The following is a 12819-nucleotide window of genomic DNA, read 5'->3' as shown; positions in this document are numbered from 1 at the left end:
CGCCGCCGCCGGTCGACGCGAATGCGGTGCGGGCGGGCGCCGGGCGCAAGCTGGGGCCGGGCGGGCCATTCGCCAACCGGATCTTCCTCGACACCTGGTACGTGATCGGCCCTTTCACCGGCCACGGCCGCGGCAGCGTCGACGCCGTCTATCCGCCCGAGCGCGGCGTCGACCTGGATGCCGTCTACTATGGCAAGAACGACGCGCCGGTGCGCTGGAACTGGCAGCAGGAACCGAGCTATCCCTTCGTGCCGCAGCCGCGCGCCGAGAACGCGGTGTATTACGCGTACACCGAAGTCGCGGTCGAGCGGGACATGGATATGTGGATGTCGATCGGCGCGGACGACGACTCCAAGCTGTGGTTCAACGATCGTCTTGTGTGGATCAGCGGCGCCGACGACGACAAGCCCTGGTACCGCGCGCCCTTTTACAGCCTGCACACCGAACTGGCCGGGCGCAACCTGACGGAAGGCCAGCGCAAGCTGCACTTCCACAAGGGACGCAACACCATCCTGTTCAAGCTGTACAACGGCATGAACCTGATGTTTTTCTCGGTCGTGCTGACGCCGGCGGATTAGAATCGATGCCCGTCACCGAAAAGATCAGGAGCATCATGGAAAACACCTCGCCCCTCGCCGTCGTCCAGGCCCAGCTCGACGCCTTCAACGCCAAAGACATCGATGCGCTGATGCGCGCCTACGCAGCGGATGCCGAGCAGTTCGCACTGCATGGCGAGCGCCTGGCCAGGGGGCACGATGAGATCCGCCCGCGCTACCTGGCGCGCTTCACGGAGCCGGACCTGCATGCGCGCCTGCTGGCGCGCACCGTGATGGGGAATGTCGTGACCGATCTCGAACTCATCACGCGCAACTTCGCCGAAGGCGTGGGCACGCTCGAGATGCTGTGCATTTACGAAGTCGTGGAGGGGCGCATCCGGCGCGCCTCGTTCGCGCCGGGCGCCACCACGCTGCTCAATCCGTAAGCGAAGGCAGGGACGGCGGCAAGACGTCGGCAGGCGCCGGGGTCTTGTCCTTGAACTCGCACAGGTCCTTGATGATGCAGTTCCAGCACTTGGGCTTGCGCGCCACGCAGGTGTAGCGGCCGTGCAGGATCAGCCAGTGGTGGGCGTCGTGCAGGAATTCCCTGGGCACGAACTTCAGCAGCTTCTGCTCGACCTCGTCGACGTTCTTGCCCGGCGCGATCCTGGTGCGGTTCGAGACGCGGAAGATATGCGTGTCGACCGCCATCGCCGGCTCGCCGAAGGCCGTGTTCAGCACCACGTTGGCGGTCTTGCGGCCCACGCCCGGCAGGGCTTCCAGCGCCTCGCGCTCGCGCGGCACTTCGCCGCCGTACTGGTTCACCAGGATCTCGCAGGTGGCGATGACGTTCTTCGCCTTGTTGTTGTACAGGCCGATGGTCGAGATATAGGTCTTCAGCTCGTCCAGGCCGAGGTCGAGGATGGCCTGCGGCGTGTTCGCCACCGGGTACAGCCTGCGCGTGGCCTTGTTGACGCCGACATCGGTCGACTGGGCCGACAGCAGCACCGCAATCAGCAGTTCGAAAGGCGTGCTGTATTCGAGTTCGGTGGTCGGATGCGGATTGGCGGCGCGAAAGCGCGTGAAGATCTCGTAGCGCTTGGTTGCGTTCATGTGCTTGCGTTCATTCAGGTTTCCCGGCGGCCTTGAGGCGGGCGCGCTCGATGGCGGCGGCGATGATGGCGCGCTTGCGCTCCTTCTCGGCCAGTTCCTCGGCGGTATTCGTTTCTTCGGCAGTCAGCGCACGCATCTTTTCCAGGGCCTTGGCGGCCAGGCGCGCATCGTTCTCGTCCTTCTCGCGCTGCAGGCGCTCGGTGCGGAAGTCGTGGCGCGCACGCGCGGCGTCGGCCTGTTCCTGCGACCAGGCGTCCCAGCCGGTACGGTCTCCCGTCACCGGGATCATGCTGATGCAGTCGACCGGGCAGGGCGCCACGCACAGGTCGCAGCCGGTGCACAGGCTGGGCAGGATGGTGTGCATCTGCTTGGGCGCGCCGAGGATGGCGTCCACCGGGCAGGCCTGGATGCACAGGGTGCAGCCGATGCACAGGTTCTCGTCGATGAAGGCGACCGGGCGCGGACGCTCCAGGCCGTTGGCGGGATTGATCGGGATGACGGGACGGCCCGTCACCCGCGACAGCCGCTCGACGCCGGCCAATCCGCCCGGCGGGCAGCGGTTGATGTCGGCCTCGCCGCTGGCGATCGCTTCCGCGTACGGGCGGCAGGCGGCATAGCCGCACTTCGTGCACTGGGTCTGCGGCAACAGGTCTTCGATCTGGTCGGCGAGGGATTTCGTCACGATGGTCTGGCGCTGGCTGGATGAAAGTCTAGCGTTTGCTAAACCGCCATTATCCGCTAAATGGCCGGCGCCGTCGAAGCCGGGCTTTTATGGCCGCTCGGCTGTCAGGAACGCTGCCGTTTGTCCTACAGCGCTTGGTGCTGCAGCGTACGGATTGCTGAGCCCGCCAAGTGGTCTACTGGACCCAGGCAATGAACGAACAGGAGGGTCTTATGGAAAAGAAGCACCTCATCATTCCAGCACTGGTGACTGCACTGCTGAGCGCCAGCGCCTCGAGTTTCGCCCAGGACCGTTATCAAGGCGAGCGTGACCGCGGCGACCGCGGCGACCGCAACGGCTACAGCCAGCGCGACCGCGACGACGATCGCAACCGTCAATTCGACCGCCAGAACGAGCACCAGAACGAGCGCCGCGACGAGCGCCGCGACGGCTACCAGGCCCGCGGCGGCGGCCGCTACGGCAACGAAGGCTGGGGTGGCGACGAGCGCCGCTGGAATGGTGCCGGACCCGAACACAGTTTCCGCCGCGGCGACCGCCTGCCGGAACGCTACCGCAATCACCAGTACGTGGTGAACAACTATCGAGAACACCATTTGCGGCCTCCGCCGAGGGGCTATCACTGGGTGCAAACGGGCGGCGACTACGTGCTGGCAGCAATTGCCACCGGCGTGATCGCGGACCTGATCATCAATCACTGACACCGCGGGCTGCCCATGGGGCGGCCCCGGCAGGTGACATTCCCGCCGCATTGCCGCATCGGGCACACGATGCGGCAATGCGCCGTTGACGAGATGGAGGATGCATGCATCGACCTCGACGACACCCCCTGATTGCCTTGTCCACGGTCCTGGCCTTGTGCGCGGGCGCGCCCGCGTGGGCGCAGCAGGACCCGCATACGCCCCGGGAAATCGCCCACCTGCTCGACTTTGTCGCCCAGTCCGGCTGCCAGTTCGAGCGCAACGGCAGCTGGCACGACAGCAAGGCCGCACGCGAGCATCTGCAGGAAAAATACGACTACCTGCAGCGCCGCAAGCTGGTGCCCTCTACCCGCGCCTTCATCGAACGTGCGGCGTCGCAGAGCAGCTGGAGCGGCAAGCCCTACCAGGTGCGCTGTGGAAGCGAGCAGCCGATCACCAGCGCGCAATGGCTGAACGCCGAGCTGGAGCGCTACCGGGCCGGCACACGCTGACGGCTCCCGCAAAAAAAATGCCGCGGAAATTCCGCGGCATTTTTCATGGGACGCCCGAAAATCAGGCGTTCTTGCGAATGAACTCGCCGATCATCGGGCAGATGATCTCGCGCCAGCGGCGGCCCGAGAAGATGCCGTAGTGGCCGCACTTCGGTGCCGTGAAGTGCTGCTGCTTTTCGGCCGGGATGCTGGTGCACAGCTCGTGCGCAGCCTGGGTCTGGCCGGCGCCGGAGATGTCGTCCAGTTCGCCTTCGATGGTGAACAGGGCCACGCTCTCAATGTCCTGCGGACGCACCAGCTGGCCGCCGACGTTCCAGGTTCCCTTCGGCAGGGCGAAGTCCTGGAACACGGTCTTGATCGTCTCCAGGTAGTACTCGGCCGGCATGTCCAGCACGGCGTTGTACTCGTCGTAGAACTTGCGGTGGGCTTCCGCCGAATCGTCGTCGCCGCGCACCAGGTGCTGGTAGAACTCGCGGTGGCTCTGGGCGTGGCGGCCCGGGTTCATCGCGATGAAGCCGGCGTGCTGCAGGAAGCCCGGATACACCTTGCGGCCGAAGCCCGGGTAGTTGCCCGGCACCGCATAGATCACGGTGTTCTCGAACCACGAGAACGGCTTTTCCGTTGCCAGGTCGTTGACCGCGGTCGGCGATTTGCGGGGGTCGATCGGGCCGCCCATCATCACCATCGATTTCGGCAGTTTCGGATCCTTGTTGGTCGCCATCAGCGAGATCGCGGCCAGCACGGGCACGGTCGGCTGGCAGACCGAAATCACGTGCACGTCCGGCCCCAGGTGGCGGATGAAGTCCTGCACGTAATAAATATAGTCGTCGAGGTGGAAGGGGCCGTCCGACATCGGCACCATGCGCGCGTCGACCCAATCGGTGATGTAGACGTCCTGGTTCGGCAGCAGGGCGCGCACGGTATCGCGCAGCAGGGTGGCATGGTGCCCCGACAATGGAGCGACCACGAGCACGGTCGGCTGCTTGAGTGCGGCGAATTCCGCGTCCGGCATGTCTTTCTTGAAGTGCAACAGCTTGCAGAACGGCTTGCTGACGACGATGCGCTCCATGATGCCGACAGTCTGCCCATCGATCGTGGTGGAGTTCAGGTCGAAGGCTGGTTTTTCGTAATCCTTGCCCAGGCGGTACATCAGCTCATAGCCCGCCGCGATACGCTGGGAGAACGGGGTATGGGCAAAAGGTGAAACGGGATTCGAGAACAGTTTTGCAGAGGCATCGGCCCACTGCATCAGCGGGTTCAGGAAGGAGCGTTGCATCTCGTGCAGTTGATAAAGCATATTATTTCCTTCACATTGCTCTGCTTACATAAGTTTTGCGCAGCAGATTCGTCAATTATAGGCCAATTGGTTTGGCGCGGGGCAACATGAAATGGTGCGCTGAATCTAAAAAATAGTGCGATGCAACATTAGTATCACAGTTCCGTATCAAGCTTCGGTTAAGTGCCCTACATAAGAAAAATGCCCCGCAAAGGCGGGGCATTTTTTTGTGGCGCGCCGGTAACGGAACGCTTAGTCGAATACCGGGCTCTCGACGCCGAGGATCTTGTGCAGTTTCGGCGAGGTCGTCGTGTACTGCATGTGGATCTTCTTGTCCGGGAAAATGTACGGCGCGGCGCCGAAGGCGGCCAGCGCGGCTTCGTGGAAGCCCGACAGGATCAGCTTCTTCTTGCCCGGGTAGGTGTTGATGTCACCCACGGCGAAGATGCCCGGCACGTTGGTTTCGAACTTCTCGGTGTCCATCACCTTCAGCTGCTTGCGTTCGATGTCCAGGCCCCATTCGGCGATCGGGCCCAGTTTCGGCGACAGGCCGAAGAACACCATCAGCATGTCCAGCGGCACGCGGCGGGTCACGCCGTCGGCACCGGTAACTTTCACTTCGGACAGCTTGCCGTCCTTTTCGTCGAAGCCGGTAACCTGGCCGGTGATCAGCTGCATTTCGTACTCTTCGCACAGCTGCTTCATCTTGGCGACCGAGGCCGGCGCGGCGCGGAAGTCGTCGCGACGGTGCACCAGCACGACGGATTCCGCCTTGCCGACGAAGTTCAGGGCCCAGTCCAGGGCGGAGTCGCCGCCGCCGCAGATGACCAGGTTCTTGCCTTCGAACAGCGCCGGATCCTTGACGCGGTAGAACAGCTGGCTGTTGTCGAACTTCTCGATGCCGTCCACCTTGATCGTGCGCGCCTGGAACGAACCGACGCCGGCGGCGATGAAGATGGTCTTGGTGATGAAGCGGGTGCCGGTCGAGGTTTCGACGTTGAAGCGGTGGTCTTCACGGCGCTGGACGGTGGTCACCTCCTGGCCCAGGTGGAAGGTCGGATCGAACGGCTCGATCTGCTTGAGCAGGTTGTCGGTCAGTTCCTGGCCGGTGCATACAGGCACGGCCGGGATGTCGTAGATCGGCTTGTCCGGGTACAGTTCCACGCACTGGCCGCCAACGGCCGGCAGCGAATCGATCACGTGGGCCTTGATTTCCAGCAGGCCGAGTTCGAACACCTGGAACAGGCCGACCGGACCCGCGCCGATGATCACGGCGTCGGCTTCGATGGCGCCGGCAAAAGAGCTGTTGGGAGCGATGGTGCCCACTTCGGGGGTGGCACTAAGTGTCATGCTGATTTCCTGTTCTGAAGGGAGCGGGGAAAACCTACTGCACGTTGCATTGGCGGCCTGCGATGCTCGCTACGGTTTTTCCCGATCCCGAAACTGTGGTGGATCTATGATTGATCTGGCTGTTTAGCGGGCCAGCTGGTCCAGCTTTTCCTTGACGTCTTTCCACTCGTCCGCGTCGGGCAGGGCAGGCTTGGTCTTGGTGATCGACGGCCAGTTGCGCGACAGGTCGGCATTCAGCTTGATGAATTGCTGCTGGTCAGACGGCACGTCCTCTTCCGCGTAGATCGCGTTGACCGGGCATTCCGCCACGCACACGGCGCAGTCGATGCACTCGTCCGGATCAATGGCGAGGAAGTTCGGGCCTTCCCGGAAACAATCTACCGGGCATACATCCACGCAATCGGTATAGCGACAACGGATGCACGATTCGGTGACAACGTGGGTCATAACAGTCCTTAATCAGTGGAAGCGGCGGCGTGTTGGGGACGAGAGGGCTCGCCGGACGCGGCAAAGCACTGTATTTTAGGGCAATTCGGCCTTTACGACAAATCAGGCTTATACACAATACACATAAGCAAATGTTCTTCCTGGCCGCGCTGCCAAGCGGAGCAACGGCCGAATATTCAGCGGCTCGCGCGCAAATGGTCGATCAGGGCCTGCCAGCCGGCCGAGGGAACTTCGTCCGCGGCCAGCGTGACCGTGCGGCAGCGTTGGCCGTCGTCGGCCGTGATTTCCCAGCGCGGCAGGTCGGCGCCGACCGGGCAGGCGGGCAGCGCGCCGAAGAAGTCGAGGCGAGCGAGCAGGGACTCGATCGCCCGGCCGTCGCGGTGACGGCCGGTGTCGAGCTCGAAGCGTTCGGCGCGGCCGGCAAAGCCGCCGCTGGCGTGGGCCGTGATCTTCATCTCAGGCGGTGGGAATGGCGGCTAGCTTGCCAGGCGCGACCTCGGTGGTGGATGCCCTGGCGCCGGCGACCGTCGCCATGACCCCGTCCGCCCCGACCTTGAGCGCAGTCAGCGTGGCTTCGGCTTCGCTTGCCACGCCTGTCGCTTCGGCCAGGCCCTCGCCGGCCGGGCCGAAGCGGCCGTGATCAAGGCACCAGCGCGCCAACGCCTGCGCTTCGGCATCGAGGATGCGTTCCACGTTGTAGTACTCGGCCAGGTTCATGGTGCCGCAGCAGGCGCGCCGGTCCTGTTTCGCGCCCGGGGCATCGCTCACGCCGGCCGCCAGGCGCAGCCCGGCCGGATGCGGGCCGGTCAGCGTCGCCGGCACGTCGACGACTTCCCTCTGGGCAAAGCGGTTGCGGATGAAGGTGGTGTATTCAAACGGCTTGCCGTCCTCCAGGGTCAGGCGCAGCATCTCGTTGGCGACGTCGGCATAGGTGGCGGCAAGGTCGGGGGAAGCGATCAGGGCGCGCAGCAGCAGCCCGCGCAGCCAGGCCGCGACCCGGTGCAGCACGCTGGCGCAGTCTTCGAGCTCGGGCTTGCGCTCGAAAGCGAAGATGTCGGCCAGGATATCGTACAGGGCGCCCGTGAACACCTGGGAGATCGCATGGACTTCGGTGCCGGCCTGGGACAGCGTGAGGTCGTTGTCGGCGTTGCGCAGGCCGTTGGTACTGCCCAGCGCCAGGCCGAACTGCTCGGCGATATCGGCAAGGAAGGTTTTATCGTGCAGGTGCGCCTTGGTCTGGGCCACCACCGCTTCGCACTGGTCGAGCTGGGACAGGGCCAAGAAGATCGCGGTCAGGTCGCCGAAGGATTCGTGCAGGCCGCCGGTCTGCGGCGGATTGTCCGCCATCAGCCATTGCGGCTTGAGGCCGTCCAGCACGGCATGGCCGGTCTCGTGCGAGACGATGTCGAAGGAGCGGCAGGTGTACACGCGCGCGGTCTCGCCGGGCGGGACGAAGTCGCCGAACTTCAGGCAGCCCTGGGTCCGGCTGTAATAGGCGTTCATCACGTTCGGCAGGCCGTAGGGATGGACCTGCAGCGGGGAGGTGTCGACGCTGCTGTTCCATTGCCAGGGCAGGGGCATGGTGCTGCCTGCGGTGGACAGGGCGCGCTGGTACATGGTGAGCGTCTGCCGCACCACCGCGTAGGTGTGGACGGCGTCGAACTGCGGGGTGTCAGGCATGGTCACGAAGTCGCCGAAGGCGTTCGGCTCGACCGCCGGGAGGTCGGCATTGCCGGCGATGGCGATGCGGGCGTCGCGCGGGCCGGCCAGCACCACGCCCGGCAGGTACACCTTGCGGGTGCCGATCTCGGACACCGACGGATCCTGCTTCCACATCAGCACCCGGGCGCCGAAAGCGTAGGGCAGGGGAAGCTCGCCTTGCGAGCCTTCTTCGTCGCTGCCGGCGCGGCCCGGCGTACCGGCGCCGGGCCCGCCCGGGAGGCGCGGGCGGCCGGGCTGGTCGAGCAGCTGGGCGGCCTTGCGGTGCTGGCGATAGGGAGCGGTCGGCATCGGCACGTAGCCGATCGGGGGCTGGGCGGGGTCGGGCAGGCTGGCTTCTGATGACATGATGGCTTCCTCCGGTGGAGCAGGCTGCGATAGGCAGGCCGCAAGAGAAATGGTCGCCCGTCATCATATTTGGGCATTGATTCTGGTCAACAGGCTCGACGCTGCTGGCCTTTGCGCGACCCAGCTGGCATCATGACGGACTTTGTCGTTGTCGATTCAGGAAGGAAGAGCCAGATGGCGGATATCAGCATCACCCAGCAACACCAGCTCAGCCAGATTGCTGCGCGTGCGGCGGCCCAGAAAGTGGCGGACAAGCTGGCCGGCGAATATGGCCTGCACTGCAGGTGGGACGGGGACGTGCTGCGTTTCGAGCGCAGCGGCGTGGAGGGAACGCTCACGCTGGGCGAGCGTCAGGCTGCCTTGCGCATCAAGCTGGGCATGTTGATGGGCGCTTTCCGCTCCACCATCGAGGCGAAGGTGGCGGAAAGCATGCGCAAGGTGTTTGCCTAGGCGCTTGGGCGCTTAGTCTTTCAGGTCGTCGATCAGGTCGACGTACTGCTGCATCGCGTCGTCCTGCGACGTGCCCTTGAGTGCCGCCCAGGCGTCGTACTTGGCGCGGCCGACCATGTCGGTGAAGCCAGGACGCTCGCCGCTGACGTCGCCGCTCGCACCCTGCTTGTACAGGGCATAGATCTTCAGCAGGGTCATGTTGTCCGGACGCTCGGGCAGGTTCTTCGAATCGATCTGGGCCTGGGCGAACTGCTCTTGCAAACTCATGGTCACTCCTTGGATAAAATGGCAATACTTCGCTCATCTTAGCGCATCGTGCCGGGAATCACCGCTGACATGGGGCGACTTTAGAGGGCTTGCTCGGTCGCTGATTACAGCCCCAGCAGCTCGACGTCGAAGATCAGCGTCGCGTTCGGCGGAATCACGCCGCCGGCGCCGCGTGCGCCATAGCCCAGGCTGGCCGGGATGATCAGACGGCGCGCACCGCCCACCTTCATGCCCTGCACGCCTTCGTCCCAGCCCTTGATCACATGGCCGGCGCCCAGCGGGAACTGGAACGGGTCGTTGCGGTCTTTACTGGAATCGAACTTGGCGCCCTGGCTGCCGTCGTCGTTGCGCAGCCAGCCGGTGTAATGCACGGTCACGTACTGGCCGGCCTTGGCTTCCGGGCCGGTGCCTTCGACGGTGTCTTCGTATTGCAGGCCGGAATTCGTGGTGGTGATGGGCATGATTCTTGTCCTCTTGTTCAGTGTGAAACGCCGATTGTAGTGCATGGCTTCCCAATCTGCCATGCGCGTTCTGTTGCCGCCTTTTCTACTGTGTTGCGACGGCGCGCCGAATTCTCGACGAAACCTGTCAACCACCCATCGAAGCCAGACGTTTCCCCGTAGAATAAGAACTTCTTCCACCTCCGGGCACTTCGTCCTCCCATGCTGCGTCGTTTTCGTAAGCTCATTCTCTCTGGTATTTGTCTGTTGACCGCAGTTCAGGCCGCCCAGGCCAACGTGGTCGTGGTCCTGAACTCGCGTGATGCCACGGTCCAGCTGCTCGACCAGGCCACCGGCGCCGACAACGGCACCTTCGCCGTCGGCAAGGAGCCGCACCACCTGATGGCCACGCCGGACAACAAGTCCGTGATCGTCGCCAGCTCGGTCGGCAACGAGCTGATCTTCCTGGATCCGATCACCGGCAAGGTCCAGCGCAAGGTGACCGACGTGCTCGATCCGTACCAGATCGGCTTTTCGCCCGACCAGAAGTGGTTCGTCTCGACCGCGCTGCGCCTGGACCGGGTCGACATCTACCAGTACGTGAACGGCAACTTCGTGCTGAGCCGCCGCGTGCCGCTGCCGCGCATGCCCAGCCACATCGCGTTCGACGCGGCCAGCACCACTGCCTTCATCACGCGCCAGGGCAGCGACCAGGTCAGCGCGATCGACCTGAAGACGGGCGCCGTCAAGTGGACCCTCGCGGTCGGCAAGCTGCCGGCGGGCATCACCATGACCCCGGACGACAAATACCTGCTGGTCGGGATCATGGGCAGCGACTACGTCGAAGTGATCGACTGGCGCACGGCCAAGAGCGTCAAGCGCATCAAGACCGGCAACGGCGCGCACAACTTCCGCGCCGTTGGCGACAAGCGCCACGTCTTCGTGTCGAACCGGGTGCAGAACTCGATCAACATCATCGACCAGGTCACGCTGGAAAACGTCGGCATGATCCCGGTGCCGGGCGGTCCGGACTGCATGGAACTGTCGGCCGACGGCAAGACCCTGTGGGTGACCCAGCGCTGGATCAAGAAGGTCGCCGTGATCGACGTCGCCAGCCGCAAGGTGATCAAGATGATCCCGGTCGGCCGTTCGCCGCACGGGGTATTCTTCGCCAACTCGGCGCCGAGGATGTGATGCGCGCGCGGCCCGGGTCGAAGTCCTCCCAGGCCGCAGCGGCGCTGCTGCTGGCGGCCACCACCTTCCCTGCGATGCAGCCGGCGTCAGCCGCCGACGCTTGCAAGGGCACCATCTATCTCACCTTCGACACCGGCAGCCAGTCGCAGGCCGAGCTGATCGCCGACACGCTGCGCAAGCACCGCATCAAGGCGACCTTCTTCCTGGCCAACGAAAAGACGGTGCGCGGCGACTGGTCGCTCGACCCGTCCTGGGCCGGATTCTGGAAGGCGCGCGCGGCGGAAGGGCATGCCTTCGGCAGCCACACCTTCGACCACGTCTACTGGAAGCGCGACGAGGCCGGCGGCCGCATGGTGGTGAAGCCGCAGTTCGGCGCCCACGCCGGCAAGCAGGAGACCTGGACGCCGCAGCAGTATTGCGACGAGCTGCGCCGCGTCGACACCCGTTTCCACGAGCTGACCGGACGCCGCCTCGATCCGATCTTCCGCGCGCCGGGCGGGCATACCTCGCCCAACGTGCTGGCCGCCGCGAACAGCTGCGGCTACCGCCACGTGGGCTGGGCCAAGGCCGGCTTTTCCGGCGACGAGACGCCCAGCGAGGTCTACCCGAACGCGCTGCTGCTGAAGCGCGCCCTCGGGGCTTTGCGCGATGGCGACATCTTCATGGCCCACATGGGCATCTGGTCGAGAAAGGACCCGTGGGCGCCGGCCAATTTGGAACCGTTAATCGTCGGGCTCGAGCAGAAAGGCTTCTGTTTCGCTACACTGCGTGAGCATCCCGAATACGCTTCCTACTTCAAACAATGATCCAGCACTTCCTCGATTGGTTCGCATTCCTCCAGGGCTGGCTGTTCGAGTCCGTGGTCGAGCCTTTCCTGTTCAGCACCGGCCTGGGCGAATACGCCGAGGACGCCTTCGAGGGCGTCGAGTGGTTCCTGGCCGGCGCCTGCGAGGTGGCAGCCCTGTATCTGATCCTGCGCCCGCTGGAGTCCCTGATCCCGGCCCAGAAGATGAGCGACCGCTACGCGCGCTGGAACGACTTCGTCTACACCCTGATCCACCGCCTGGGCTTTTTCACGATGGCGGTCTTCTTCACGCTCGACCCGCTCATGGACCACGTGGCCGGTGCGCTGCGCATGGAAGGCGTGCGCCCGTTTAACCTGGAGACCCTGGTTTCCGGCATGAGTCCGCTGGCCAGCTTCCTGCTGTACCTCGTGGTGCTCGATTTCTTCGACTACTGGTTCCACCGCGGCCAGCACAAGTTCCGCTGGTGGTGGGCGCTGCACAGCCTGCACCACAGCCAGCAGAACATGAACCTGTGGAGCGACGACCGCAACCACTTGTTGGATGACTTGCTGCGCGATGTCTACCTGGCCTTCATCGCGCTGGCGATCGGCGTCGCGCCGTCCCAGTACGTGCTGCTGGTCTCGGTGTCGCGCGCGCTGCAGTCCCTGCAGCATGCGAACGTGCGCATCCACTTCGGCTGGCTCGGCGAGCGCCTGCTGGTGTCGCCGCGCTTCCACCGCACCCACCATGCGGTCGGTATCGGCCACGAATCGAAGGGCAGGGAGCTGGGCGGCTGCAATTTCGGCGTCCTGCTGCCGGTCTGGGACCTGCTGTTCAGGACCGCCAACTTCGCGCAGGGCTTCCACGGCACCGGCGTGCGCGACCAGTTCGAGCGCACCGCCCCGGACGGCACGCTACGCCCGGGGCGCGACTACGGCCGCGGCTTCTGGCGCCAGCAGTGGCTGGGCCTGGTGCGCCTGGCCGAATCGGTCGGCCGGCCACGCCGGGCCGGCCAGTGAGGGC

17 protein-coding genes are annotated in these 12819 nt (G+C 64.7%); 8 read left to right on the top strand and 9 right to left on the bottom strand.

Translation table 11 applies throughout. The features are described from left to right. Both ACI48D_RS05670 and ACI48D_RS05665 read left to right on the top strand, forming a co-directional pair. Positions 1-578, top strand: a 578-nt coding sequence (locus tag ACI48D_RS05670) for a hypothetical protein (RefSeq protein WP_435570235.1), incomplete at its 5' end; no start/stop codon positions are given. A 5-nt stretch (positions 579-583) separates the two neighbouring features. Next, on the top strand, positions 584-982 hold the full coding sequence (locus tag ACI48D_RS05665) for a nuclear transport factor 2 family protein (RefSeq protein WP_435570234.1): 399 nt from the start codon (positions 584-586) through the stop codon (positions 980-982). On the opposite strand, the gene nth is transcribed toward ACI48D_RS05665, so the two are convergent. Further along, a complete protein-coding gene (gene nth / locus ACI48D_RS05660; RefSeq protein ID WP_435570233.1) occupies positions 972-1649 on the bottom strand; it encodes an endonuclease III in 678 nt (225 codons plus the stop codon). The genes ACI48D_RS05665 and nth overlap by 11 nt on opposite strands. A gap of 10 nt (positions 1650-1659) precedes the next feature. Continuing rightward, complete coding sequence (gene rsxB, locus ACI48D_RS05655) at positions 1660-2331, bottom strand: electron transport complex subunit RsxB (RefSeq protein WP_435570232.1); 672 nt, start codon at positions 2329-2331, stop codon at positions 1660-1662. Between the two features lie 212 nt (positions 2332-2543). Here rsxB and ACI48D_RS05650 point away from each other — a divergent pair, with 212 nt between their 5' ends. After that, positions 2544-3029 carry an RcnB family protein gene (locus ACI48D_RS05650; protein ID WP_435570231.1) on the top strand — a complete coding sequence of 162 codons (486 nt, stop codon included), beginning with the start codon at positions 2544-2546 and terminating at the stop codon, positions 3027-3029. A gap of 104 nt (positions 3030-3133) precedes the next feature. After that, positions 3134-3520, top strand: coding sequence for a DUF5329 domain-containing protein (locus ACI48D_RS05645; protein ID WP_435570230.1), 387 nt, complete (start codon positions 3134-3136; stop codon positions 3518-3520). A gap of 61 nt (positions 3521-3581) precedes the next feature. Here the strand turns inward: ACI48D_RS05645 and ACI48D_RS05640 are convergent, their stop codons facing one another. From ACI48D_RS05640 to ACI48D_RS05620, 5 genes are all read right to left on the bottom strand, one after another. Beyond that, positions 3582-4817, bottom strand: coding sequence for a polyhydroxyalkanoate depolymerase (locus tag ACI48D_RS05640; RefSeq protein ID WP_435570229.1), 1236 nt, complete (start codon positions 4815-4817; stop codon positions 3582-3584). A gap of 231 nt (positions 4818-5048) precedes the next feature. Beyond that, positions 5049-6146 carry an NAD(P)/FAD-dependent oxidoreductase gene (locus ACI48D_RS05635; protein ID WP_435570228.1) on the bottom strand — a complete coding sequence of 366 codons (1098 nt, stop codon included), beginning with the start codon at positions 6144-6146 and terminating at the stop codon, positions 5049-5051. 123 nt (positions 6147-6269) lie between these two features. Continuing rightward, positions 6270-6593, bottom strand: a complete 324-nt coding sequence (gene fdxA, locus ACI48D_RS05630; RefSeq protein ID WP_435570227.1) for a ferredoxin FdxA — start codon at positions 6591-6593, stop codon at positions 6270-6272. Positions 6594-6769: 176 nt separating this feature from the next. Beyond that, on the bottom strand, positions 6770-7048 hold the full coding sequence (locus ACI48D_RS05625) for a protealysin inhibitor emfourin (RefSeq protein WP_435570226.1): 279 nt from the start codon (positions 7046-7048) through the stop codon (positions 6770-6772). A gap of 1 nt (position 7049) precedes the next feature. Next, positions 7050-8660 carry a hypothetical protein gene (locus ACI48D_RS05620; RefSeq protein WP_435570225.1) on the bottom strand — a complete coding sequence of 537 codons (1611 nt, stop codon included), beginning with the start codon at positions 8658-8660 and terminating at the stop codon, positions 7050-7052. Positions 8661-8834: 174 nt separating this feature from the next. Between ACI48D_RS05620 and ACI48D_RS05615 the strand changes: the two genes are divergently transcribed. Further along, on the top strand, positions 8835-9110 hold the full coding sequence (locus ACI48D_RS05615; protein ID WP_435570224.1) for a polyhydroxyalkanoic acid system family protein: 276 nt from the start codon (positions 8835-8837) through the stop codon (positions 9108-9110). A 12-nt stretch (positions 9111-9122) separates the two neighbouring features. Here the strand turns inward: ACI48D_RS05615 and ACI48D_RS05610 are convergent, their stop codons facing one another. Both ACI48D_RS05610 and ACI48D_RS05605 read right to left on the bottom strand, forming a co-directional pair. Next, a complete protein-coding gene (locus ACI48D_RS05610; RefSeq protein WP_435570223.1) occupies positions 9123-9377 on the bottom strand; it encodes an acyl-CoA-binding protein in 255 nt (84 codons plus the stop codon). Between the two features lie 104 nt (positions 9378-9481). Next, positions 9482-9838 carry an FKBP-type peptidyl-prolyl cis-trans isomerase gene (locus ACI48D_RS05605; protein ID WP_435570222.1) on the bottom strand — a complete coding sequence of 119 codons (357 nt, stop codon included), beginning with the start codon at positions 9836-9838 and terminating at the stop codon, positions 9482-9484. A gap of 201 nt (positions 9839-10039) precedes the next feature. Here ACI48D_RS05605 and ACI48D_RS05600 point away from each other — a divergent pair, with 201 nt between their 5' ends. Genes ACI48D_RS05600 through ACI48D_RS05590 form a run of 3 tightly spaced genes read left to right on the top strand, consistent with a single transcriptional unit; the run spans position 10040 to position 12815 of the window. Then, a complete protein-coding gene (locus tag ACI48D_RS05600) occupies positions 10040-11011 on the top strand; it encodes a YncE family protein (RefSeq protein ID WP_435570221.1) in 972 nt (323 codons plus the stop codon). Beyond that, positions 11011-11817, top strand: coding sequence for a polysaccharide deacetylase family protein (locus ACI48D_RS05595; RefSeq protein ID WP_435570220.1), 807 nt, complete (start codon positions 11011-11013; stop codon positions 11815-11817). The genes ACI48D_RS05600 and ACI48D_RS05595 overlap by 1 nt, the downstream gene beginning before the upstream one ends. Continuing rightward, positions 11814-12815: a sterol desaturase family protein gene (locus ACI48D_RS05590; protein ID WP_435570219.1), complete on the top strand. Its 1002-nt coding sequence runs from the start codon at positions 11814-11816 to the stop codon at positions 12813-12815. Before ACI48D_RS05595 ends, ACI48D_RS05590 begins: the two co-directional genes overlap by 4 nt. The last annotated feature ends 4 nt before the right edge of the window (positions 12816-12819 follow it).

The sequence above is a fragment of the Massilia sp. LXY-6 genome, from assembly GCF_051233485.1.
Classification (GTDB): Bacteria; Pseudomonadota; Gammaproteobacteria; order Burkholderiales; family Burkholderiaceae_D; genus Telluria.
The sequence above is the reverse complement of the archived record's forward strand: the minus strand, read 5'-3'. Positions and strand labels throughout refer to the sequence as shown.